Raw genomic sequence first — 23,984 nt, forward strand, 5'->3', positions numbered from 1 at the left:
TTCGAACAAATGCGTTTCCTGAGCAACGTGACGCGCTACTGTAGCCTGCTCTCGGCAGGATGGCCGAGACTCCAGACTTTACAGTGCCGCCGTCACTGGCTAGCGTCGCCCTAGACAGGCACGCCCGATGCACGGGAAGCCCCCATTTCTTCGCCAGCCTCGGCGCCCTGCGCCGCCTGACCCATGAGGTAAGAGCATGTCCGTCAATCCGACCGTCGAGCGCGTGACTCAGCGCATCATTGATCGCTCCAGCGAACGTCGTGCTGCCTATGAGCAACTGATGGAAAGCCAGCAACGCCGTGGCGTCCATCGTTCCGAACTCTCCTGCGGCAACCTGGCGCACGGCTTCGCTGCCTGCGGTGAGACCGACAAGAATCGCCTCAAGCTGATGAACTCGGCCAACCTCGGCATTATTTCGTCATATAACGACATGTTGTCCGCGCACCAGCCATTCGAGGATTACCCGCGCATCATCAAGGAAGCGGTGCAGGCGATGGGGTCCACGGCCCAGTTCGCCGGCGGCGTACCCGCGATGTGTGATGGCGTGACCCAGGGGCAGCCGGGCATGGAACTGTCATTGTTCTCCCGCGACCTGATCGCCATGGCCGCCGCCATCGGCCTGTCACACAACATGTTCGACGGCGCCCTGTTCCTGGGTGTCTGCGACAAGATCGTGCCGGGCCTGTTCATCGCCGCGGCGCGCTTCGGTCACCTGCCGAGCCTGTTCGTGCCCGCGGGCCCGATGCCCTCCGGCCTGCCCAACAACGAGAAGGCGCGGGTACGTCAGCTGTTCGCCGAAGGCAAGGTAGGCCGCGACGCGCTGCTGGAAGCCGAGTCCGCCTCCTACCACAGCCCGGGCACCTGCACCTTCTATGGCACCGCCAACTCCAACCAGCTGATGATCGAAATGATGGGCCTGCACCTGCCGGGCGCCTCCTTCGTCAATCCGGGCACCCCGCTGCGCGACGCCCTGACCCGTCACGCTGCCGAGCAGACCATCCGCAACAGCGAAGTCGGCGGGGACTATCGTCCCTTCTATCGCCAGATCGACGCTCGCGCCATCGTCAACGCCATGGTCGGCCTGCTGGCCTCCGGCGGCTCCACCAACCACACCCTGCATCTGGTCGCGATGGCGGGTGCGGCAGGCGTGACCATCACCTGGGATGACTTCACCGAGCTTTCCGCCGTGGTCCCCAGCCTGACGCGCATCTATCCCAACGGTCAGGCTGACATCAACCACTTCCAGGCAGCCGGTGGCATGAGCTTCCTGATTCGCGAGCTGCTCAAGGCGGGACTGCTGCACGACATCACCACCCAGGACGGTGGCACCCTGGCCGGCTACGTGCGTGAGCCCTTCCTCGAGAACGGCAAGCTGGTCTGGAAGGATGGCCCCACCGACAGCCTCGACGAGGACGTGCTGCGTCCGGTCGCCAATCCGTTCGCGCCGACAGGCGGCCTGACCGTGCTCGAAGGCAATCTGGGGCGTGGCGTGATCAAGGTCTCCGCCGTCAAGGAAGAGCACCGCCTCGTCGAAGCCCCCGTGAAGCTGTTCAGCGATCAGGACGAGCTCAAGGCCGCCTTCGAGGCCGGCGAGCTGGAACAGGACATGGTCGCCGTGGTCCGCTATCAGGGTCCGCGCGCCAACGGCATGCCGGAACTGCACAAGCTGACGCCCTATCTCGGTATCCTGCAGGACCGCGGCTTCAAGGTCGCGCTGGTGACGGATGGCCGCATGTCCGGTGCCTCCGGCAAGGTGCCGGCCGCCATCCACATGACCCCGGAAGCGCTGGACGGTGGCCCGCTGGCACGACTGCGCGAAGGCGATGTCGTTCGTCTGGATGCCAACGCCGGCACACTGGAAGCCCTGGTCGAGGAAGGCGAATGGCAGGCTCGTGAGGCCGAAGGCATCTCCCGTGACAGCTACCACCATGGCCTGGGCCGTGAGCTGTTCTCCGGGATGCGCTCCCTGGTCGGTGGCGCCGAAGAAGGTGCCTCCAGCTTCGCAGGCTACGGCGACCAGCCCGGCAGCGGCCACGACCGCAATACCCACTGAGCAGCCACGCAAGTCGACTGAGGACGCCACACGATGACTCGTGAGACACCGAGCCGCTTTGCCTTGGTAGGCGACATTGGTGGCACCAATGCCCGGCTGGCGCTTGTCCAGCCGGGCAGCCACACCCTCCATGACATCCACACGCTGGCCTGCGCCGAGCATTCCGGACTCGTGGAGGCCGTCCAGGCCTACTACCAGAGACTGGGGCTTGCCCCTGACGAACAACCCAAGGAGGCCTGCCTCGCCTTTGCCTGCCCGGTCCATGAGGAGCAGGTCAGCATGACCAACAACCATTGGTCATTCGCCAAGAGCGACGTGCGCGAATCCTTGGGCCTGACACGCTTCAAGTGCCTCAATGACTTCACCGCCATGGCACTGGGCGTGCCGCACATCGAGCCCGATGAGCGACTGCCCATCGGTGAGGAACTCACGGAAGGAGCGGGCAATGATGCCGCCCCCCGTCTGATCATGGGCCCGGGAACAGGGCTGGGTGTCGCGGGTCTGGTACATGGCACCCACAACTGGATTCCGCTGGCTACCGAAGGTGGGCATGTCAGCTTTGCCCCCACCGATGCACTCGAGGATGCGCTGCTGAAGATCTTCCGGCGCTGGCACGGCAGAGTCTCGGTGGAACGCCTGCTCTGTGGCCAGGGAATGCTCGAGATCTACCGGGCGCTGGGCGAACTGCGCGGCCTGCCGACTCCGCTCGAAAGCGCTGCGGACGTCAGCCAGGCCGCCCATGCCCGCGATGCGCTCGGGCAACCCAAGGACAGCCTGGCTTGCGATGCCGTGCTGCGCTTCATGAAGATTCTGGGAGACGTGGCCGGGGATCTTGCCCTGGCACTCGGCGCACGTGGCGGCGTGTATCTCTGCGGCGGCGTCCTGCCGCGCAACCTTGACCTGCTCAGGCAAAGCGATTTTCGCCGCGCCTTCGCCGACAAGAACCGCATGAGCCGTTACAATGCCGCGATCCCTACCTGGGTGGTGACCGCGCCGTGGACCGGTCTGCTGGGGGCCGCCGAGGCACTGCACAATGAAGAGGTGGCCTGACGCGATGCCGTCGGCCACGCTCCTGAACCGTCGAGGAAGCTCGAGATGATTCCTGAAAGTCTGCGCGCACTGGTGGATGCCACGAGCGGCCAACGTACCTGCGAATGGCAAGGCCGCATGCTCCTGATCCTCAACCGCGCCTGGGGCGAGCTGGTCGTCTGCCACCAGGGCGCCCAGGTGCTGCATTACCAGCCAGCCTCCCAGCGCCCCTGGCTGTGGGTCACCGAGACACCGGCGGCGCCTCCGGGCAGCATTCGTGGTGGCATTCCGCTGTGCTGGCCCTGGTTCGCTGACGAGTATCCTGAGGGCGAGACAGAGCTGCATGGCCCGGCGCGCAAGGCCGAGTGGCGCATCGACGCGGTAGAGGAAGACGAGGAGGAAGGCGTCGAGATCCACGCCTCTCCGCAATCTTCCCTGCACGCGGCACTCTCGCCTCGCGTCGTCATCTTCGCGGGTCGCCACTTCCTGAAGGTGGAGCTGATCACGGAAAATCGCGGCGAGGACCCGGTCAAGATGACCGGCGCCCTGCATACCTACTTTGCCGTGGAAGATGCCTTCCAGTGCCGCGTCACCGGCCTCGCCGGCGCCAGCTATCTGGACAAGCGTCAGGACTTCTCGCGCCTTGATCAGCAAGGCGAGCTGGGCATTCGCGGCCCGCTGGATCGCATCTACCAGTCAAGCCAGGTCCAGGTGCTCGAGGATGGCCAGCGCAGACTGCGCATTGCAAAGCAGGGCTCCGACTCCACGGTCGTCTGGCACCCGGGCGATGCACCACCGGCCGATACCAGCGTCGAGAACGCCCGTGGCTTCCTGTGTGTCGAGACTGCCTGTACCCGCCTTGACCCCGTCTGGCTGCCGCCGGGCGCGCAACATCTGCTGGTACAGCACATCTCCCCTCTCAAACAGGAAGGGTGACACTCACGATCCATACACCACCTGTCAGCTTCCCACTGACAGGTGGCTACCGAGCGGCGATCAGCAGGCAATCATCGGCAGGCGCCTTTCCATGGCACTGAATCGTGTCATGCCACGCCTGCCAGCGTCATTCGTCAGCTCAAGGCGCGCTGGTCAGCGACGGACTGCAGACTGGCGACACAAGCTATCCACAACCCATACGATGGACACTTCCATGCTGCAATTGACCCGTAGTGTTTCCTGGCAGGCGCTGACCCGGCTAGGCGAGGTAACCCGCAACGACCGTATTCGCGACTACTTTGCCGCGGACCCCAAGCGCTTCGAGAAGATGAGTCTCCGGGTCGGCGGCCTGTTCCTCGACTATTCCAAGCACCACATTTCCGACGAGGTGATGAAGGCACTGATCGAGCTGGCAGACCACTCCGCCCTCGTTCAGCGTCGCTCCCAGATGTTCTCGGGTGACATCATCAACGTGACCGAGAATCGCCCCGTCCTTCACACGGCCCTGCGCAGCCAGTCCAATACGCCGGTCATCGTTGACGGCAAGGACGTGATGCCGGAGATCCACAGCACTCGCGAGCAGATCCGCGCCTTCTGCGAAAGCGTGCGCAGTGGCGAATGGAAAGGCTATGACGGACAACGCATCCGCGATGTCGTCAACATCGGCATCGGAGGCTCCGACCTCGGCCCCAACATGGCCTGCCGCGCCCTGCTCAAGCATCGTCATCCGGAGCTGAACTTCCACTTCGTCTCCAACGTGGATGGCAACCACATCCAGAAGGTGCTCAAGCGCCTCGATCCGGCCACGACCCTGTTCATCGTCTCCACCAAGACCTTCTCCACGCAGGAAACCCTGCTCAATGCGAAGTCAGCACGTCGCTGGTTCCTGGAGCAGGCAGGTCAGGATGCCGACGTCGGCGCCCACTTCGTCGCGGCCTCCACCAACCGCAAGGCGGCCAAGGAATTCGGCATCCGCGAAGAGAACGTCTTCGAATTCTGGGCCTGGGTCGGGGGCCGCTATTCCATGTGGTCATCCATCGGTCTGCCGATCGCCCTCTCCATCGGCTATGACGGCTTCATGGAACTGCTGGAAGGCGCCTATGAGATGGACCAGCACTTCATCGAAGCGCCGCTGGGCGAGAACATGCCGGTCCTGATGGCCCTCATCGGTATCTGGTACATCAACTTCATGGGTGCCGAGACCCAGGCCATCGTGCCCTACGATCAAGCCTTGCATCAGCTGCCCGCCTTCCTGCAGCAGCTCGACATGGAATCGAATGGCAAGTCGGTGGACATCTTCGGGCGTCCTGTCGACTACAAGACCGGCCCGATCGTGTGGGGCGAGACCGGTTCCAACGGTCAGCATGCCTTCTTCCAGCTGCTGCACCAGGGAACTCGCTACGTTCCCATCGACTTCATCGCTTCCCTGAAGCCGGAGCCGGGTACCGAAGAGCACCACTTCGCACTGATCACCAACATGCTGGCCCAGGCCAATGCCTTCATGGAAGGCAGCCAGGATGGCAGCAACCTCGACCCGCATTACAATTGCCCGGGCAACCGTCCCTCGAGCACGCTGCTGCTTGATGAGCTGACACCGCGCAACCTGGGGGCGCTGATCGCTCTCTATGAGCACAAGGTCTTCGTGCAGGGCGTGATCTGGAACATCAACTCCTTCGACCAGTGGGGCGTGCAGCTCGGCAAGCGCATCGCAGGCGAGATCAGCGCACGCATCGATACTGACGTCCAGGCCTTCGATCCCTCCACCCAGGGCCTGCTGGCACTGGTACGCAAGCACTTCCCGGCCGCAGGAGACAGCATGCAGCCAGAGACAGGCGTGACCAGCACCAAATCAAGCAAGAAGGCCCCGACGGCCACCACCAAGGGAGCAACCTCCTGATGACTCCGGTAATCGCATTCGGCGAAGCGCTCGTCGACATGCTGTCCAACAAGCTCGGCGGCCAGGCCGTCGAGCAGGAAACCTTCACGCCCTACGCTGGTGGTGCGCCCGCCAATGTCGCCGTGGCCTGCGCACGTCTCGGGCTGCCCAGCCACTTCGTGGGCATGCTGGGCCAGGACAGCTTCGGTGACTTCCTGCACGACGAACTGGCCACCCATGGCGTACGCCTGGATCACGTCAAGCGCACCAGCGAGGCACGCACCGCGCTGGCCTTCGTCTCGCGCGACGAGGATGGCGAGCGTCGCTTCGACTTCTATCGTCCGCCGGCAGCTGACCTGCTGTTTCGTCCGGAACATGCAGGCCCGGAACTGTTCGCTCAACCCGCCATCTTCCATCTGTGCAGCAACAGCCTGACCGACGCCGGTATCGCGGACACCAGCTTCGTGCTGGCGTCTCGCGCACGTGCTGCTGGCTCCCTGGTCAGCGTGGATGCCAATCTGCGTCACAACCTGTGGCCGAATCAGCAGGTCGACGTGTCACTGGTCACTCGCCTGCTGGACAACGCCGATATCCTCAAGCTTTCCCAGGAAGAGGTCGAGGCACTCACTGACGGCCAGCAAGAGTCCGATTGGCTGCAGGCACGCCTGCAGGCCGGCGTCCGCCTGATCGTGCTGACCGACGGCCCGGGCACCATCCGCGCACTGGTGCGCAAGCAGAGCGGCGAGACCAGGACCGTCAGCATCACGCCGCCGGTGGTCAAGGCCATCGACACCACGGCCGGCGGTGATGCCTTCATCGGCGGCTTCCTCTCGGCGCTCAGCGAAGCCGGCGTGGATGCAGCCCTGCTGCATGACTGGTGCGAGGAGGAGAGCCATCTTCAGGCTGCGCTTGAGCGTGCAGCAGCCTGCGGCGCCTTTGCCGTGACTCGCCCTGGTGCCTATGCCGCGCTACCGACTCGAGAAGACCTCACTGCCATGCAGTGAGCGGACCGAGTGACGTCACTGGCCACCCCAGAGCCAGCGACAATCTTGAGATGCGCACGTAAAAGCCCCGCTGATCTGATGATCAGCGGGGCTTTTGGTTTTCTGAGTTCAAGTTCCTGGTTCATATTCTGAGTACATGTCTTGAGTACATGTCTTGAGTACATGTTCTACGTACACATGCCAGATGTCATGACAGCCCTGCGTCTTTTGGCCAAGACCAACCAACAACAAATATGCCTGCGAAGCGCAGCAGAAAGCCACGTAATCTCCGTCTCAAGTCGGCACCTATCAGACGTAAAAAAGCCGGCCCCGAGGGACCGGCTTTCGTTAGCTTGCTAGACGTTTGAGAGCGTCTTAGAAGCCGTAGTAGATGCCGACTGCAGCGCCGTCACCAGCGTCGCCAGAGCGATCGTACTGGGCGTATTCAATGTAGGTGTACATCGCGGAAGAAATGTTGTAAGTCACACCCAGGTTGAATTCGTTGAAGCTGTCGTCGCCGCCATTTTCGGAAGCCACGGTGGAAGCATCTTCAGCGTCGACGTACTGGTAGCCGCCGTAGACGTCGCCCATGCCGTAGCCGTAACGTGCGCCGATACCGTAGTAATCAACGTCGGTGTCATCTTCTTCACCCGCGAAGCGCTCAGCCTTGACGGCGATGCGCAGGGCGTCAACGGTGTACTGACCGGTGATACCGTACTGGTCGCCGATGTCACTGCCGTTGGTGGCTTCGAACTGGTCGAGGTTGTCATACACACCAGCGATGGAGAAACCGCCGACGGTGTACTTGGCACCTGCGAAGAAGGACGCCTGATTGGAATCAGTGACGTTCTCGTCTTCACCGTCGCCTTCGAAGTTGGAACCGACAGCGAACTGCAGGCCGCCCATGACCGGAGACATGTACTGCAGCTTGTTGCCTTCACGAGTCTGGCTGTCACCGTCGATCTGGGTGCTGGAATCAGTCAGATCGAAGTATTCGTTGTTGGAGATCGGATCCTGGATCCAGTCGTCCATCAGCTGATCCCAGGAACCGATACGCGCGTCACCGAAGGAACCCTTGGCACCGACGTAGGACTGGTCGCCATCGTTCAGGCCGTTGCCGCCGCCCTTGGATTCATCAGCGTCGTATTCCCACTCGGCCTTGAAGTAACCGACGATGTCGTCGTTGATCTTGTGCTCACCCTTGGCACCGAAGGTAGAACCGTTGTCGCCCAGTTCACTTTCCGGGTCACCGCCGAGCTGGTCGACATAGGAGTATGCCAGCTGAACGTTGCCGTAGATGTCCAGCTTGGTGCCGTCTTGATTGTAGACGGTTGCAGCGGAAGCGGAGGTAGCAGCCAGGGCAGCAGCGCCGGCGATGGCAGTAGCCAGAAGTGTCTTTTTCATCGCGATAGTTCCTTAACTAGCGTTAACTGTTCGATCGTGTCTGCCGGTGGCAGTGGCCGAGGTTCCGGGCGCTTGATGACGCCTCTAAAACCCTGTGGCCTTGTTATTATCCAATGCTCGCAGGGAAACCATATACCGGGCTTTCAGGATGTGCAACAGAAAAAAACACTGTTTTCGATCACTGGTCCTGAACCAATACGCCGGTCAATTGTCTGGCGTGCCAACACTCTAGAGCGGAAGAATGAAGGATTCATGACAACCATGGGTTTTCTCGAGGGTTTTGACGTTCGCTGATTTCCCGGCAGTCAGAGCGAAGACACACTTGCCTCAGCCATGACATGCAAGACAAAAGTAGCATGCACTGAGCCGATGAATTCTTTGTCATCTCACGCCATTGGAAGCTCATCATTCCCCTTGCATGCCATCGTGCAAATCTCTGGAATCGAAAGGAAAACGAGCATGGACGCGCCTCGGTGAAAAATGACATGGCAGTCAATTTTCGGTGTCTTCTTCAACGACTCACCGCTTTCCTCCGATGACCTTGACGTGATGAAACCCCGATCACTCGATGGAGTGACCGGGGTAGTCCATGGTGGCCTGATCATGATCAGGCTGAATGCCGCTGGTCAGAGCATCACTGACGGCAGTACCTCACGTCGCGACTCTGGTGAGGGATAGCGCAGGATCGACATGTCGCCTGCACGAAGTTTCCACATTCCCGTCGCCTCAAAACCGCGATGGAGCATGGCGCCATCATTGGCTTAGCCAGTTGGGCAGGAAGAGTGAGATCGACGGGACATAGGTGATCAATACCAGGAACAGCAGCAACAACAACAGCCACGGGAGTGCGGCACGAATGACCCAGGTCATCGGCTTGCCGGTGATACCCGCGGTGACGAACAGGTTGAGCCCCACTGGTGGCGTCAGCATGCCGATCTCCATGTTGACCACCATGATGATGCCGAGATGGATCGGATCGATGCCCAGCTGCGTCGCGATGGGAAACAGGATCGGGGCCATGATCAGCAGGATGGCCGAGGGCTCCATGAAGTTGCCCGCCGCCAGCAGCAGCAGATTCATCACGATCAGGAATCCCCAGGCTGGCAGCCCCCAGCCGATGATGGTCTCGGCGATGGTGTGAGGAATGCGTTCAGTGGTCAGCACATGGGCGAACAGCATCGCGTTGGCGATGATGAACAGCAGCATCATCGAGACGCGCGCACCATCCAGCACCACCTTCTTGACCTCCTGGTCCGAGAATGAGCCCACCAGGCCTGCCGGCACCTGCCAGAGAGCACGCAACCCGGCCCTGGCCCATGCTTCGTTGCCTCTGCGCCATGGCACGTCCTTCAAGGGCCCCATGTCGCGATAGCCCACCACTGCGATGAACCAGGCGTAGACCGTCGCGACCGCCGCCGCCTCGGTGGGGCTGGCCACCCCGCCGTAGATCGAGCCCAGCACGATGAAGATCAACATCAGCCCGCCCATCGCGACCAGCCCCGAACGAGCCAGCGTCCTGAGACCCGGGAACGGCTGTGAAGGCAGTTTCTTGATTCGGGCAGCGATATAGATGGCCACCATCAGGATGCCGCCCATCAACAGCCCGGGGATCAGGCCCGCCATGAACATCTTGGCCGCCGAGACCTCCGTGGCCGCGGAGTACACCAGCATCACAATGGAGGGAGGAATCAAGATCCCCAGGGTACCGGCATTGGTGATCACCCCGGCCGCGAAGGATTCGCTGTAGCCCTGACGCACCATTCCCGCGATCACGATGGAGCCAATCGCCGCGACCGTGGCCGGAGAGGACCCCGAGACGGCGGCAAACAGCATGCAAGCCAGCACCGAGGCCATCGCAAGCCCGCCACGGACATGGCCGATGGCATCGGTCGCGAAGGTGATCAGGCGGCGCGCCACGCCTCCCGTCGAAAGGAAGGTGCTGGAAAGAATGAAGAAGGGAATCGCCAGCAAGGTGTAGTGATGCGACAGGGCTTCAAACAGCTTGATGGCGACCGAGCCCAGCGAATCACTTGAAAACAGCAGTATCGTCGTGACACTGGAAAATCCGAGCGCAAAGGCGATCGGCATGCCGAGAAAGATGCCACCGAACAGCAGCGCGAACAGAGTGGCTATGGTCATCGTCTGGGTTCCTGATCACTGTCACGTTTACCACCAGCACCATCGGAGCTGTCACCAATGACCGAGTCAGCCGGCTGCACCAGGTGCATGCTGTCCTCGCCTTCGTCGTGAAAGCCGAAACCGCTGGCATCTCCGCGTATCACCTTCCAGCCCAATACCGCGAAGCGCAGCATCAGCAGCAGCATCGCGATGGGCAGAATCGTCAGGGCATACCACTTGGGTATCGCGATATCCTCGAGTTCGATACCGATCATCTGCATCAAGGACAGATATTCGTAACTGCCGACCAGCAGCATCACGCAGTACGCCATGCAGATGACCAGCGCGGCCAGGGTAGCCACCCGCTGCCAGATCAGTGGCAGCATCTTCACCACGACATCCACACCGATGTGCGCGCCCTGCTTGACGCCCCACGACACGCCGATCAGCACGAACCAGCCGGCCAGATAGAGAGTGGCTTCCTGGGACCAGCTGATACCGGTATTGAAGACGAAACGCAGCACCACCTCGACGAAGACCAGCAATACCATCGCCACCAGCAGCAGCGAGAACAGCGTCTCTTCTGCCTTGTGTAGCCATCCAAGTTTCATGGCAATGTCCTCATGCCCTTCATGGAGACTTGCCTCGCACGAGAGGACGGAAATGTCGCGTCTCCCGGCGAGGCAAGTGATTGTCAGCCTGCACGTCTCAGCGATTGGCATCCTGAGCGGCATCGATGATGTCCTGACCGATATCATCGGCGAATTCACCCCACACCGGCTTCATCGCATCCACCCACTGCTGGCGCTGCGCATCGTCCAGCGTGATGATCTCGCTCTGACCGGAGTCGATGATGGCCTGCTTGGCCTCGAGATTCTTGGCCTGGGACAGCTCATTGCCATAGGCGATGGCTTCATCCAGCGCTGACTTGACCTCGCCACGCACCTCCTCCGGAAGCCCATTCCAGAAGCGTGCCGAGGACACCACCATGTAATCCAGCACGCCGTGATTGGATTCGGTGATGTAAGGCTGCACTTCAAAGAACTTCTGGGAATAGATATTGGAGTAGGTATTTTCCTGACCGTCGATGGCCTTGGTCTGCAGCAGGATGAAGACTTCGGAGAACGGCTTCTTCAGCGAGACGGCGTCCAGCGCATCGAACTGCGCCTCGAGCACGTCAGAGGTCATGATGCGGAATTTCTTGCCATCCGCATCATCTGGCACCGTGAGCGGTGAGGACGCGGAGAGCTGCTTCATGCCGTTGTGCAGATACCCGAGTCCGACCAGCCCCTTGGGCTCCAGCGCCGTCAGCAAGGATTGGCCTGTCTCGCTGCTCTGGAAACGCTCCACCGCTTCCATGTCCTTGAACAGGAACGGCAGATCGAAGACCTGCAGCTGATCCGTGTATTTCTGGAACTTGGAGAGTGACGGAGCCGCCAGCTGGACATCGCCCAGCAGCATGGCTTCCAGCACCTTGTCATCCCCATAGAGCTGGGAGCTGGGATAGAGCTCAACGGCCACCTGATCCCCCAGTCGCTCTGCGACCAGCTCCTGGAACTTCTTGCCCATCTGCCCCTTGGGGGTGTTTTCCGCGACGACGTGAGAGAACTTGATGGTGATAGGGTCGGCCATGACAGCGGTCGAGGCCATCAGAATGGCGGCACTCAGGGCTGTCAGGGCAGGCTTGAAAAGGCGCATGGCAGTTCCTCTCGGAATCTTGGTTGTTATTGGGGTTTGGTCATCTGTTGATCATCCCGCCTGGCGTGTGCTGCATCACGACACTCGGCATGAGCGCGAGTCGCAACGCCAGACATGAGCGCGAGCAGGGACACCTGGGTATAGCGAGTACCGCGCCATGAGCAGCACATTCCCAGTTTTTTCGATTGAATTCAGATACCTGTGGCGAAAACCCTTCTTCGCGACATGAGTGGACTTGCCGACAGCGCCGGCCCGATGTGCGGATTTCCACCCACCAACGACAGAGCCCCTGTGCGGCAATCCGCACAGGGGCTCTCAACACTGACGATCAAGGTGACAGTGCGGGCTGGCCATGGGGCCTGCCTGCACGGCACATCGCTAGCGGTGCTTGGTCATCAATTCACTCAGCTTGTGGCTGATGCGCTGGCTGGCAGCCTGCTCCTCACGCTCCTTCTGCTGACGAGTCAGCTCCGCGAGTTGCTGACGTGCATGCAATGCCTCGTCTTCCGTGACGGCGCCCACAGACTGACCTTCAAGATCGACCCGCTGCGTGCCGGCACGAACGGCCTTCAGGTAACGTGGCAAGTGAACGTAGCCCGCCAGGGCGCGGCGCACGAGCTTCTCGTCCCAGGGCTCGTTCTCCAGCAACTCGACATGGATGCCGATCTTCAAGGGACGGGTGTGGCCCTTGAAGAAGGTATCCGGATAGCGCTTGTACCATTGCTTGAGCAGCGCCTGGGGCGACGGCGGCGTTGCCTGGTCCGGTGTCTCGTCAGAGCCAGCGGATTCGACTGGCGCGTCGTCAGGCATTGCTGGCGACGGTACAGACTCGGCGTCAGCGGTCTCCCCCGAGACAACATAGGGTGACTCGCTCGCGGAGGCCAGCTGCTCCGCGGCAGCTTCCACCTGCGCAGCACTGGGGCGCGCATCCTCCACCGGCTGTGACGCGGGCGACTGTGCGCTGCGTTCGCGCAACTCGCGCAGCTCGGCATCACGCGCCATCAAGGCCTCGCTCAGCCCGGTCAGCTGCGCCTGCTGCTCCTGCATCTGCTGGCGCAGCGCGGCCAGCGTCTCGCGTAGCTGGGCATTATCCGATTCCAGCGCCAGACGAGCCTGACGCTCTCCGTCACGCTGCTGTCGCTGGGTGTCGGCTTCATGTTCAAGCGCAGAGTACAGCGCTTCGAGGCGATCCATCGTCAAGGCCTGAGCCTCCCTTGCACGCTATGGGCAGTTCCGTTTGGCACCAGTCTGTGTCAGTACCTGCTGACTGTAAAGTTCCCGCTGGCAGGCGCAAGCGCTAGTCGTCCCTGCGCTCATAGCGCACGAAGTCATAGGCAGGCAGGCCTTCACCACTTTCTCCCGGCACACGCTGAGCTTCTTCCCAGTCAGCACCAAGCTCCGGGAAGTGCGCATCGCCTTCGATCTCGACCGCTACCTCGGTCAGGTACAGACGCGTGGCGACGGGCAGTGCCTGTGCATAGATCAGTCCACCCCCGATCACCATGATCTCGTCCACACCTTCGATCATCGCATGGTGATCCGCCATGTTGAGCGCCGCCGCCAGATCGTGACAGACCCGTACGCCATCGTGGTGGAACTCGCTGTCACGCGTGACGATGATATTGAGTCGATTGGGCAGCGGCTTGCCGATGGAGGCAAAGGTCTTGCGCCCCATGATCACCGGCTTGCCCTGGGTCGCATGCTTGAAGAACTTCAGGTCTTCCGGCAGGTACCAGGGCAGATTGTTGTCGACACCGATCACGCGATTGACCGACATGGCGGCGATCATCGCCACCGGGACCACGGTCTCGGCGGCGGCACTCAGCGGAGAAAATTCCTTGTCACTCATACGGCCACCTGCGCCTTGATATGCGGATGGGATTCATAGCCTTCGATGGCGATGTCATCGAAGGTGAAGTCGAACAGATCCGTCACGTCCGGATTCAGCTTGAGCGTCGACAGGGCCAGCGGCTCGCGCGTCAGCTGCTCACGCGCCTGCTCCAGATGATTGCTGTAGAGGTGGGCATCGCCGAGGGTATGAATGAACTCCCCCGGCTTGAGGCCACAGACCTGAGCGATCATCTGGGTCAACAGCGCATAGCTGGCGATGTTGAACGGCACGCCGAGGAAGATGTCGGCGCTGCGCTGATAGAGCTGGCAGGACAGCCGACCCTCGGCGACATAGAACTGGAACAGGGCATGACACGGCGGCAGGGCCATCTCATCCACCAGCGCCGGATTCCAGGCCGAGACCATCAGACGGCGCGAGTCCGGGTTGGTCTTGATCTGCTCGATCAGATGCGTGATCTGATCCACGCTGCCGCCTTTCGGATTCGGCCAGCTGCGCCACTGGTAGCCATAGACCGGCCCGAGGTCGCCATTCTCATCGGCCCACTCATCCCAGATACGCACGCCATTTTCCTTGAGATAGGCGATGTTGGTGTCGCCTTTCAAGAACCACAGCAGCTCGTGGATGATCGAGCGCAGGTGCAGTTTCTTGGTGGTGACCAGCGGAAAGCCTTCGGCCAGATCGAAACGCATCTGGTGACCGAAGACACTCAAGGTACCGGTACCGGTGCGGTCGCCCTTTTGCGTGCCGTTTTCCAGCACGTGGCGCATCAGATCGAGATAGGGTTGCATGGGCAGCGGGTCCGTACGGCGGATCAGAGGCTGGCTCGGCGAGCGGATCCGGGGGATCGGCCCTGCACCAGCCTCTTCATGAATTCGAATCGTTCACTTGACGATATTTTACGCTGCCAGATACGCAAGAACGCGGCCCGATGGCCGCGTTCTTGCGTATCTGGCAGGGGGCCAGTTTACACCGATTGCCCCCTGTAATCACACCTGCATTCCCACCTCAGGATGCGCGAGGCAGCGGCGGCTGCGCCACGTCCTGACCACGCGACCATGCCATCAGCAGCAACCCGAACAGCACCATCGGCAGCGACAGCAGCTGCCCCATGGTCAGCCAGTCGAAGGCGATGAAGCCGAGCTGGGAATCCGGTTGGCGGAAGAACTCGGTGATGAAACGGAAACTGCCGTAGCAGAGCAGGAACAGACCGGAGATCAACCCCTTCTGGCGCGGCTCACGCGAGGCGAACCACAGGATCGCGAACAACGCGACGCCTTCCAGCGCGAACTGATAGAGCTGAGAGGGATGGCGTGGCTCCGGCCCGTAGAGCGGATAGATCATGCCCCATGAGACATCGGTGATACGCCCCGGCAGCTCCTGGTTGATGAAGTTGCCCAGGCGCCCTGCGCCGAGGCCGATCGGTACCATCGGCGCGATGAAGTCAGTCAGCTGGAAGAAGGTCAGCTGGTGACGACGCGCGAACACCAGCATGGCGATCAACACACCCAGCAGGCCGCCATGGAAGCTCATGCCGCCATCCCAGACCTTGAAGATCCACACCGGGTCCGCCAGCAACTTGTCGAAGCCGTAGAAGAGCGCATACCCCAGGCGCCCACCCAGCACCACGCCCAACGCACCGAAGAAGATCAGGTCTCCCACGGCATCCTGACTCAGGCCGACCCGTCCGCGCCGGGCACGCGCCAGCCCCCAGGCCGCCGCGAAGCCGATCACGTACATCAATCCATACCAGTGAATCTTGAAAGGCCCCAATGCCAACGCCACGGGGTCGATCTGAGGATATTGCAACATGAGAAAACCTTGAATGAATAAGTCGGCACGACTGACGCCAGTCGCAAGTCTTTCGCCATCAATCCGATGCGCTACCGGTCAGGTGACGAAGGGTAACAGCTCGCGCATGAACGCCACCTAGCAGCCCTTCCCCGCAAAGCGGACATGCCGAGATGTCTCACGAGACGAGAAAGCGCAGCCCCACGATCACGAGAATCAACGCGAACAACCGCTTGAGCAACAGCGCCGGCAACGCATGGGCCAGCCGTGCGCCCACTCGCGCGAAGGGCACCGACACCAGCACGATGCCGAGCCAGGCAACCCAATGCACATAGCCGATGGCATGCTCCGGCAAGCCCGGGGCGTGCCAGCCCACCGCGATATTGGTCAGCGCTGCCACCAAGGCGATGGGAAACCCGGCCGCGGCCGCCGTCCCGACCGCCTCGGTCATGCGCGCCTGCCAGCTGGTCAACATCGGCACCATCACCGTCCCCCCTCCGATCCCGAAGAGCGCGGATACCACCCCGACGGTGCCACCGCCAAGAAACTGCCCGGCACGCCCCGGCGCCTGCGCCAGCTGACCCACCTTGAGATCCAGTCCCATCTTGACGGCGACCAGCAGCACGAAGCCACCGAACAGCAGCTTGAGCATCTCGCTGCTCAGTCCGCCCGCCAGCACCACCCCCAGCGCGGTTCCCACCACCAGTCCGGGCAGCAGGCGCTTGAGCCAGTCCAGACGCACGGCGCCACGCTCATGATGCGCACGCGCCGATGACAGCGAGGTCACCACGATGGTCGCCAGTGAGGTACCTATCGCCAGATGCATCAAGACATCAGTGGCGACACCTTGCAGCGCAAAGGCTGCCGCCAGCACCGGCACGATGACCAGCCCGCCACCGATACCGAACAGGCCGGCGATCAGACCCGCCACGGCCCCCAACACGGGATACCACCACCACATGCCCCACTCCTTGCACCTGTCTTCATCGAGAACCTCTGTCAAAGGGCCGGGTTGAGGCCATGAACCGATGGCTCATCGCTCACCTTTGCCAACTCAGACCCCATCACCCGTCACGCCACCTTCTGCTCCCGGTGCCTTCATCGTGGCCCGAGGCAGCCATTTGCGAACCTTGTCGATCAACGCCTGAGGACGATAGGGCTTGCCAAGATAATCATCCAGACCTGCCGCAAAGAAACGCTCGCGGTCCGCCTCGCTGGCATTGGCCGTTAGGGCAATGATCACGCTACGCCTGTCACTGCCGGCCCCAGCCTCCTGTTCGCGCCAATTCCGGGTAACGCTGACGCCATCCATGCCGGGCATGAAGATATCCATGAACACCAGGTCGTAGAAATGGCGCTCGCGCGCGGCCAGCGCATCTTCTCCACTGCTCGCCGTATCCACCACCAACCCCTGGCGGCCGAGCACCGTGCGCGCCAGCATGGCGTTCACCGGACCATCATCGACGACCAGAATGCGAGTTTCGACAGGATTGTCCGGCCAGGACAACGGCACCAGGATCTCCAGCACCTCCTCCCCTTGCGTCTCATGCTGTCGGTAGCGCCCGCCGAGCTCCTCCACCAGACGACGAGCCATCAACAGCGAGGAAGGGGCATTGCGCCCGACATCGAGGCCACAGTGATCGTGAAGCTCAAGCCTCAGCCAGCATTGACCCCCTGTCTCCGTGTCCCTCAGGCCAGCTCCCGTCGGGCCACCGGCCAGCGACGACGCACCCTCGGCGTCCACCACCTCGACGAACACGCGATGCCGACCCGCGCTCGCGCGTCGACAACCATCTTCCGACAGATGCTCGAAGAGCTGCGCCAGACGCCGTACATCGCCACGCAGCAATGCAGGCAGCGCGCCCAGCTGCCACTCGAAGGGCAGTCCCACGTCGTGGTAGCGCTGCTGCATGTCATTGAGCAGCGCTCCCAGCGCCTCGGCCGGCGTGAACAGATTCTCCTCCAGCGGCGTGCGCACGACATCGTCGCGCTCCGTCAGCACATTCAGCAGCTGTGCCACGCTATCGAGACGCCCCTGCAGCAGGCTCAGCTCGGCATCCTCCAAATGACGCTCGCGACGCAACTGCCCCAGCTTGCGCACCAATCCCTGCAAGGGAGGCGTCAACTCGGCGTGCAGCATGTCCAGATAGTCACTCTTGAGGCGGGCTTCCTCGCGCGCCCTGTCGCGTGCGACCAGCAACTGCTGGCTGGCCTGATCATGTTCTGATTCATCAATCATCACGCCCAGCACCTGAGCGGGGTCGTTGTTGAAACGGCACAGCTCGAGACGCATGCGCCGCATGCGGCCCTCGGCATCATGGACGCGCAATTCTCGACTGTTGGGTACGCTCGGGTTGGGCTCCAGCATCAGCAGACTCCCGACCGAGCGCCCCAGCGCTTCATGTAGCACCAGCCCGAACAGCTTCTCGAAGGCAGGATTGGCCATCGCCAGCAGGCCATGACGCATCACGAAGGCAGGCAGTGGCAAGGCATCCAGTTCGTGGCCACGACCACGGCGCAGCAGTGCCACGGCAGCACGGTGACGGCGCAGAATCTCGTCGGCCGGATACGCCTGATGGGCCGAGACGGGATACTCCTCCATGACCTGCCCCTGCTCGAGCCGCACGCTCTGGCGTGCCAACCATTCCAGTGGCTGCCCCAGGCGCTGATCAAGGCGACGCAGGCGCCATTGCAGAATCAGCATGCTCACCGCGAAGACCAGCAGCAAGGCACCGGCGCTGCCCAGCAGCAATGACAGCAATGGCATCTCGCCCGGCACGTCAAGATCGCGCCGCGCCACCAGTCGCCAGCCATTGACGGGCAAGGTGTCCCAGACGACGGCACGCGCCGCAGGTCCTGGCAGCAAGGTAGCGCCACGCAGACCGCCGTCCACCGCCTGGGCCACGTCATCGGGCAGGCGTCGCGGCCGAGGGTCACGCGTATTGCTGCTGGCCGCCCACACTTCCAGGTCCTGACCGATCAGCCAATAGGGGGCCGTGCGGCCCTGACCAGGCAGCAGCAAGCGAGATTCCATCTGGGGGACCGCGAGATCCAGCCCGACATGGACCTTCTGTCCCGCGTTGAGTTCCACCTCGACCAGCGCGGTGATCTGAGGCAGGCCCGCCGGACCGGGATGTGGCGGCAGCCAGACGACCCGCGGCGCGCCGTTGTCCGAGCTGCTGGCCAGCTGGCGCTGAGTGGCAGGTGTGACATCGGTGTAGGGAAGGAGCCTGGTGCCCGGTGAGAAGGCATCCAGCACGTTGAACCAGGGGTAGAGCATGATCATGCTGTTGTCGAGACTGACGAACAGTCGCGAGATCAATGGGTCCGTGGAATACAGATCCGACAACAGCCATTGCATCCGGATCAGGCGTCGCGCCACGTCGTGATCCTGCTCATCCAATGCGCGGTGAAACTCTCCGTACAAGGCAGCGCCGCCACGCGTGATCGGCCGGAACAGCTGACCTTCCTCGGTCAACACCAGCTCATTCAATGACGAATCCGCCTCGTCCCCGGCATGGTCGAGATGGCGACGCGTGTAGCGCGCCAGAATCTGCAGACGACGCTGCTGCGCCTCGAAGCGCTCATTCACCAAGGCAGTGGCCAGCGAATGCTGCTGGCGAAGCTCGCCCAGGGCGCTGTCCACGAGCTTGTGCCGCTCGCTGTCCCAGGTGACCCAGGCCCCGACCAGACAGCTGAGCGCCACTGCCAGCTCGGCGAGCAGCAGCGGGCCCACCGTCAGGCGACTCATGCGCCGCCATACCGATTCCAGTCCACTGGGGCTGCTCTCACTGCGGTTCCCCGCACTGCCGCCATCCTCGAGACGAGTGGCGTCGCCGGTGACGCCGGACGCTCCCGTCGGGGGAGCCTCCGCTTGGGAAGATTCAGCCTCGGGCGAGCGTGACGCTGGCTCGACAGGGGGAGGACGGCGCGAGAACATGGTCTGGGAGCATCCTGTAGATGGACCTGACAGCAAAAACCATCGGGCATGGGTGCAGCGATTCGTGACGTGGCGTGACATTGCCGCAGCAGTACGATCGGGTCGCATCGAGCCATGCAGCCCGTAGCCCGTAGCCCGACGTCACGGCAGATCGTCGGCCCGTTCGCCACAAGACTGCAGCATACGCAAGCCACTGACGGGCGTCATGTTCCCGGCGCGACACCTGTCACATCCTGATCCCCGGGAACCTCGCCCACCCTCTTTCGGAGTCTCGCCATGTGCCTGATGGCATTCGATTGGCAGCCAGATGCCACGACAGGTCACTGCCTCACGCTGCTGGGCAACCGCGACGAGTTTCATGCCCGTGCGACCACTGGCCTGTGCCGCTGGCCGGATACCGCCCTGTGTGGTGGTCGTGATCTGGTGGCAGGAGGGGGATGGCTGGTCATGCACCGGGCCGGCGCCCTGGCGACGCTGACCAATGTCCGCCAGCTGGACCGCCCCTCCCTTGCAGCCACCATCAGTCGCGGTCAGCTGGTCACGGCCGCCGTGCGACAGGCGGTGGCCAATGCCTCCACCCTGTCGCTTGGGGACTGGCTGGAGGCCCTGAGCGCTGGCGAGACCGTCATGGCAAGGCTCGCGGCGGACTCTCCCGAGCACTGCGAACCCCTGAGCTTGAGCGCACTTGACTGGTGCAATTTGCTGGTCTGCGATGGCCGGACTCTCTGGCGACTCCATCATGGGCCCGACGGCAGCCAGCTGATCCGACTCCCCCCTGGGCTGCATAGCCTGTCCAATGGTCACCCGGACAATGAATGGCCAAAGCAGCGGCGACTCAGACAGCGCCTTGCCGCGCTGAAGGCGTCTGCGGTCATGCACGATGACGATGCCTGTCTGGGTATCCTGCAGGATGGATGGCGGCCGCCGACGGCACAGTTGCCGGCCACCGGCCTGGCGCTTGAGCGGGAAGCCCTGCTGTCCAGCCCCTTCATCACCAGCCCCGAGTACGGCACCCGCGCTGCCACCCTGGTGCGCTGGCAGCGAGATGACAAGCGGGCCTCACTGACACTGCATGAGCGCCGCTTTTCACCACAAGGCCAGTGCGTCGCTCATCGCAAGGCCGTGTCGCACCTCCAGGAGGAAGCGACACGGGAATGGCATCTGAGCTGACGATTGCCTGCAGGGGACGTCTTGAAGGAAGGCCAGCGAGAGGACGCCACCCGAGGCAGGAGCGCAGGTCTGCGATCCTGCCTGCAAGTCGCTAACGAGAGACTGCCGCCTGGACCGCACTGGCATCCGGCGTGTGGTCACGCGGTGGCAACAGATGCGCCAGCTCCCATGCCTGCATGCGCTCCAGCAGCAGGCCATGCACCTGATTGGCCGTCGGCTGACACAGGACCTCGCTGACCAGCCCCTGGGCTGCCGCCAACGACACGCGGCGAATGGCGGCACGGACACGTGGCAGGCTGGGCGCATTCATCGACAGACCATCAAAGCCCATTCCCAGCAGCAGCAAGGCGCCGGCAGGGTCACCGGCCAGCTCACCGCAGACGCTCACCGGCATGCCCAGCGCTTTCGATTCTTCCGCCAGGCGCGCCAGCGCGCGCAATACCGCCGGGTGACACGCATCATAGAGACTCGCCACTCGTGGGTTGTTGCGGTCCACCGCCAGCAGGTACTGGGTGAGGTCGTTGGACCCCACCGAGAAGAAGTCGACCCGGGTCGCGAGCGCTTCCAGCTGATAGAGGGCCGCCGGCACCTCGATCATCACGCCGACGCTGGGCCGTGAGACGTTGACACCGTCTTCCGCCAGCTCGATCAAGGCACGATTGACCAGCGCCAGCGCGGCATCCACCTCCTCGATCCCCGAGACCATCGGCAACATGATACGCAGATTGTCCAGGCCCTCGGCGGCGCGCAGCATGGCACGCAGCTGCACCATCAGGACTTCCGGGTGATCCAGTGTCACGCGTATGCCGCGCCAGCCAAGGAAGGGGTTGGCCTCCTTGATGGGGAAATAGGGAAGATCCTTGTCGCCCCCGATATCCAGCGTACGCATGGTGACAGGCAGAGGGGCAAAACCGGCCAGCTGCTCACGGTAGAGTCGTGCCTGCTCCTGCTCGCTGGGGAAGCGATCATTCATCATGAAGGGCACTTCCGTGCGGTAGAGCCCCACGCCGCCAACCCGGGTCTTGAGCGAGGCCACGGCATCCAGCGCCAGGCCGGTATTGACCATCAATGGCATCACATGGCCATCAGGCGTCACGCTCGGCAGATCCTGCTCCTGCTCCAGCAGCACGCTCAGCGCCTGCTCCTCGGCGATCAGCCGCGAATAATGCACGCTGAGCTCATGCTCCGGACGCACCACCAGACGACCGCGATGGCCATCGAGGATCACCGGCGCGCCACCCAGGCGTGACAGCGGCAGGTCCACCATCCCGAGCACGGTCGGAATTCCCATGGCCCGCGCCAGGATGGCGACGTGGGAGGTGCTGGATCCGCTGACCGCCACCAGCCCCTTGAGCCGCTCCCGCGGTACCTCGCCCAGTGTCGCCGGGCTGATCTCATGGCCGATCAGGATGGTGTTCTCGGGGTACTCGATCGGGCCGCTGTCGCCCTCCTCCTGCAGATGCGCGAGCACCCGCCGGCCAAGATCGCGGATATCCGCGGCGCGCTCACGCAGATAGTCATCATCCACGCGCTCGAGATACTGAACATGCCGGCGCACGATATCGGCCAGTGCCGCAGGCGCCCACTGCCCTTCCCGGATACGCTTCTCGACCTCCTGGCCCAGCGCCGCGTCGCCCAGCATCTGCTGGTAGACCTCGAACAGCGCATGCTCCTGAGTGGAGATACGACTGGCCAGACGCTCTGCCGCGACACGGATTTCCTCGCGCACGGCGTTGATCGCCTCCTTCAGGCGAGCGATCTCGAAGTCGATGTCGGTGGGAATGAGGTCCGGCACCGAGTCCAGATCCGCCGGCGGAGAGAGCACGAAGGCCTTGCCGATGACGACGCCGGGAGACCCGGCGACTCCCTTGAAGGTCGCCTGGCCGCTGGTCCCGGCCAGCTTGCCCAGTGCCCCGGTCGCCAACGCATGCGCCAGCACACCCGCCAGCTGCGCGCCCAGCGTGACAAGAAAGGCTTCTTCGCCCTCATCGAAACGACGCTTCTCGTGCTGCTGGATGACCAGTACGCCGAGCACGCGGCGCTGATGGATGATGGGGACGCCCAGGAAGCTGGAGAAGCGCTCCTCGCCGGTTTCCTCGAAATACCGGAACTGGGGATGCGCCGGGGCATCCTCGAGGTTGAGCGGCTCCTCTCTGAGCGCCACCATGCCCACCAGCCCTTCACCGCGCGCCATGCTGACCTGTCCCACGGAAGACGAGCGCAGGCCAATGGTGTCCTTGAGCACGAATCGGTCCGTCTCGGGCGCCAGAAGGTAGACGGAACAGACATCCGTCTTCATGGCCTTGCGAATGCGCAACACCATCGTCGCCAGCGCCGCGTCGAGTGAACGCGCGCCATTGACCTCCTGAACGATACGCCGCAATACCTCAAGCATGGTGTACCTCGAGCATGACGCGCCTCACGAGGAAACAGGGTTCCTGGCCCGGACGCGCACGTTGCAGATGATGAGCCCGACCTCAATCGGGGATGTGGCGATCATTTCCCGTCGGCCTGATGGCGACCTTGTCCTCGCTGCAGGGCATGTTGCCTTGCACCGCCGAGAGCGGCAGGTTGCCCTGCGAATCCACCAGTCGTTGCAGACGCGGTGCCAGTTCACGCAACGCGCGCCGGTAGACCTCGCGCTTGAAGGCCACGACCTGACCCAGCGGATACCAGTAACTGACCCACCGCCAACCATCGAACTCCGGCTTGGGCGTGGAATCCACACTCACGCGGTTGTCCTGACAGCGGATCTGCAACAGGAACCACTTCTGTTTCTGACCGATGCAGATCGGTCGGGAGTGCGTTCTCACCATGCGTCTGGGCAACCGGTAGCGCAGCCATCCTCGGGTACAGGCCAGTATCTCGACGTCCTCGGCCTTGAGGCCGATCTCTTCCTCGAGTTCACGATACAACGCCTGTTGCGGTGTCTCGTTTGGCTTGATGCCCCCTTGCGGAAACTGCCACGCATTCTGTCCTACCCGGCGCGCCCAGAGCAGCTGGCCCTCACAGTTGGCAATGATGATGCCAACGTTGGGGCGAAAGCCGTCAGCGTCGATCACGGATGTCACCTTTGATTCGTTAATTGAAACCATTCTTCCACAAAGGCTGAAAGCGCTTCAATACGCGGTTTGGCG

General features: G+C 62.6%; 17 protein-coding genes and 1 pseudogene. 6 read left to right on the forward strand and 12 right to left on the reverse strand.

Features of this window, described 5'->3' with window-relative positions; translation table 11 throughout:
* Positions 1-196: 196 nt before the first annotated feature.
* From edd to QD172_RS07625, 5 genes are all read left to right on the forward strand, one after another.
* Complete coding sequence (gene edd, locus QD172_RS07605) at positions 197-2,053, forward strand: phosphogluconate dehydratase (RefSeq protein ID WP_279855375.1); 1,857 nt, start codon at positions 197-199, stop codon at positions 2,051-2,053.
* Between the two features lie 33 nt (positions 2,054-2,086).
* Positions 2,087-3,103 carry a glucokinase gene (gene glk, locus QD172_RS07610; RefSeq protein WP_279855376.1) on the forward strand — a complete coding sequence of 339 codons (1,017 nt, stop codon included), beginning with the start codon at positions 2,087-2,089 and terminating at the stop codon, positions 3,101-3,103.
* A gap of 45 nt (positions 3,104-3,148) precedes the next feature.
* The gene (locus tag QD172_RS07615) at positions 3,149-4,018 is read left to right on the forward strand and encodes a D-hexose-6-phosphate mutarotase (protein ID WP_279855377.1); all 870 of its coding nucleotides are present in this window, start codon (positions 3,149-3,151) and stop codon (positions 4,016-4,018) included.
* A gap of 214 nt (positions 4,019-4,232) precedes the next feature.
* The gene (pgi, locus tag QD172_RS07620; protein WP_279855378.1) at positions 4,233-5,915 is read left to right on the forward strand and encodes a glucose-6-phosphate isomerase; all 1,683 of its coding nucleotides are present in this window, start codon (positions 4,233-4,235) and stop codon (positions 5,913-5,915) included.
* Entirely contained in the window at positions 5,915-6,898 is a 984-nt protein-coding gene (locus QD172_RS07625) for a carbohydrate kinase (protein WP_141392203.1), read from the forward strand. Before pgi ends, QD172_RS07625 begins: the two co-directional genes overlap by 1 nt.
* A gap of 354 nt (positions 6,899-7,252) precedes the next feature.
* Here the strand turns inward: QD172_RS07625 and QD172_RS07630 are convergent, their stop codons facing one another.
* From QD172_RS07630 to QD172_RS07675, 10 genes are all read right to left on the reverse strand, one after another.
* Entirely contained in the window at positions 7,253-8,281 is a 1,029-nt protein-coding gene (locus tag QD172_RS07630; RefSeq protein ID WP_065392466.1) for a porin, read from the reverse strand.
* A gap of 753 nt (positions 8,282-9,034) precedes the next feature.
* Positions 9,035-10,420, reverse strand: coding sequence for a TRAP transporter large permease subunit (locus QD172_RS07635; protein WP_279855379.1), 1,386 nt, complete (start codon positions 10,418-10,420; stop codon positions 9,035-9,037).
* Positions 10,417-11,010, reverse strand: a complete 594-nt coding sequence (locus tag QD172_RS07640) for a TRAP transporter small permease (protein WP_084209616.1) — start codon at positions 11,008-11,010, stop codon at positions 10,417-10,419. The genes QD172_RS07635 and QD172_RS07640 overlap by 4 nt, the downstream gene beginning before the upstream one ends.
* A gap of 97 nt (positions 11,011-11,107) precedes the next feature.
* A complete protein-coding gene (locus QD172_RS07645) occupies positions 11,108-12,097 on the reverse strand; it encodes a TRAP transporter substrate-binding protein (RefSeq protein WP_077375169.1) in 990 nt (329 codons plus the stop codon).
* Between the two features lie 378 nt (positions 12,098-12,475).
* Positions 12,476-13,291, reverse strand: coding sequence for a ProQ/FINO family protein (locus QD172_RS07650; RefSeq protein WP_279855446.1), 816 nt, complete (start codon positions 13,289-13,291; stop codon positions 12,476-12,478).
* 103 nt (positions 13,292-13,394) lie between these two features.
* Positions 13,395-13,946, reverse strand: coding sequence for a dihydrofolate reductase (locus tag QD172_RS07655; RefSeq protein WP_077375174.1), 552 nt, complete (start codon positions 13,944-13,946; stop codon positions 13,395-13,397).
* Positions 13,943-14,737: a thymidylate synthase gene (locus QD172_RS07660; RefSeq protein ID WP_279855380.1), complete on the reverse strand. Its 795-nt coding sequence runs from the start codon at positions 14,735-14,737 to the stop codon at positions 13,943-13,945. Before QD172_RS07660 ends, QD172_RS07655 begins: the two co-directional genes overlap by 4 nt.
* A gap of 217 nt (positions 14,738-14,954) precedes the next feature.
* A complete protein-coding gene (gene lgt / locus QD172_RS07665) occupies positions 14,955-15,758 on the reverse strand; it encodes a prolipoprotein diacylglyceryl transferase (protein ID WP_279855381.1) in 804 nt (267 codons plus the stop codon).
* Positions 15,759-15,915: 157 nt separating this feature from the next.
* The gene (locus tag QD172_RS07670) at positions 15,916-16,698 is read right to left on the reverse strand and encodes a sulfite exporter TauE/SafE family protein (RefSeq protein WP_077375183.1); all 783 of its coding nucleotides are present in this window, start codon (positions 16,696-16,698) and stop codon (positions 15,916-15,918) included.
* Positions 16,699-16,791: 93 nt separating this feature from the next.
* The gene (locus QD172_RS07675; protein ID WP_176493480.1) at positions 16,792-19,677 is read right to left on the reverse strand and encodes a response regulator; all 2,886 of its coding nucleotides are present in this window, start codon (positions 19,675-19,677) and stop codon (positions 16,792-16,794) included.
* A 276-nt stretch (positions 19,678-19,953) separates the two neighbouring features.
* Here QD172_RS07675 and QD172_RS07680 point away from each other — a divergent pair, with 276 nt between their 5' ends.
* Positions 19,954-20,847 (forward strand): NRDE family protein, encoded by an 894-nt coding sequence (locus QD172_RS07680; protein ID WP_279855382.1) that lies wholly within the window; start codon positions 19,954-19,956, stop codon positions 20,845-20,847.
* A gap of 91 nt (positions 20,848-20,938) precedes the next feature.
* Here the strand turns inward: QD172_RS07680 and ptsP are convergent, their stop codons facing one another.
* Complete coding sequence (ptsP, locus tag QD172_RS07685; RefSeq protein WP_084208018.1) at positions 20,939-23,242, reverse strand: phosphoenolpyruvate--protein phosphotransferase; 2,304 nt, start codon at positions 23,240-23,242, stop codon at positions 20,939-20,941.
* 193 nt (positions 23,243-23,435) lie between these two features.
* Positions 23,436-23,909, reverse strand: a pseudogene (locus tag QD172_RS07690) (RNA pyrophosphohydrolase); the annotation flags it as partial.
* Between the last annotated feature and the right edge of the window lie 75 nt (positions 23,910-23,984).

It is taken from the genome of Cobetia sp. 10Alg 146, from assembly GCF_029846385.1.
Lineage (GTDB): Bacteria > Pseudomonadota > Gammaproteobacteria > Pseudomonadales > Halomonadaceae > Cobetia > Cobetia marina.

Bases quoted from the DNA above. Each gene is read 5' to 3' on its own strand.
- edd (WP_279855375.1), top strand. From the start codon at position 197: ATGTCCGTCAATCCGACCGTCGAGCGCGTGACTCAGCGCATCATTGAT.
- glk (WP_279855376.1), top strand. From the start codon at position 2,087: ATGACTCGTGAGACACCGAGCCGCTTTGCCTTGGTAGGCGACATTGGT.
- QD172_RS07615 (WP_279855377.1), top strand. From the start codon at position 3,149: ATGATTCCTGAAAGTCTGCGCGCACTGGTGGATGCCACGAGCGGCCAA.
- pgi (WP_279855378.1), top strand. From the start codon at position 4,233: ATGCTGCAATTGACCCGTAGTGTTTCCTGGCAGGCGCTGACCCGGCTA.
- QD172_RS07625 (WP_141392203.1), top strand. From the start codon at position 5,915: ATGACTCCGGTAATCGCATTCGGCGAAGCGCTCGTCGACATGCTGTCC.
- QD172_RS07630 (WP_065392466.1), bottom strand. From the start codon at position 8,281: ATGAAAAAGACACTTCTGGCTACTGCCATCGCCGGCGCTGCTGCCCTG.
- QD172_RS07635 (WP_279855379.1), bottom strand. From the start codon at position 10,420: ATGACCATAGCCACTCTGTTCGCGCTGCTGTTCGGTGGCATCTTTCTC.
- QD172_RS07640 (WP_084209616.1), bottom strand. From the start codon at position 11,010: ATGAAACTTGGATGGCTACACAAGGCAGAAGAGACGCTGTTCTCGCTG.
- QD172_RS07645 (WP_077375169.1), bottom strand. From the start codon at position 12,097: ATGCGCCTTTTCAAGCCTGCCCTGACAGCCCTGAGTGCCGCCATTCTG.
- QD172_RS07650 (WP_279855446.1), bottom strand. From the start codon at position 13,291: ATGGATCGCCTCGAAGCGCTGTACTCTGCGCTTGAACATGAAGCCGAC.
- QD172_RS07655 (WP_077375174.1), bottom strand. From the start codon at position 13,946: ATGAGTGACAAGGAATTTTCTCCGCTGAGTGCCGCCGCCGAGACCGTG.
- QD172_RS07660 (WP_279855380.1), bottom strand. From the start codon at position 14,737: ATGCAACCCTATCTCGATCTGATGCGCCACGTGCTGGAAAACGGCACG.
- lgt (WP_279855381.1), bottom strand. From the start codon at position 15,758: ATGTTGCAATATCCTCAGATCGACCCCGTGGCGTTGGCATTGGGGCCT.
- QD172_RS07670 (WP_077375183.1), bottom strand. From the start codon at position 16,698: ATGTGGTGGTGGTATCCCGTGTTGGGGGCCGTGGCGGGTCTGATCGCC.
- QD172_RS07675 (WP_176493480.1), bottom strand. From the start codon at position 19,677: ATGTTCTCGCGCCGTCCTCCCCCTGTCGAGCCAGCGTCACGCTCGCCC.
- QD172_RS07680 (WP_279855382.1), top strand. From the start codon at position 19,954: ATGTGCCTGATGGCATTCGATTGGCAGCCAGATGCCACGACAGGTCAC.
- ptsP (WP_084208018.1), bottom strand. From the start codon at position 23,242: ATGCTTGAGGTATTGCGGCGTATCGTTCAGGAGGTCAATGGCGCGCGT.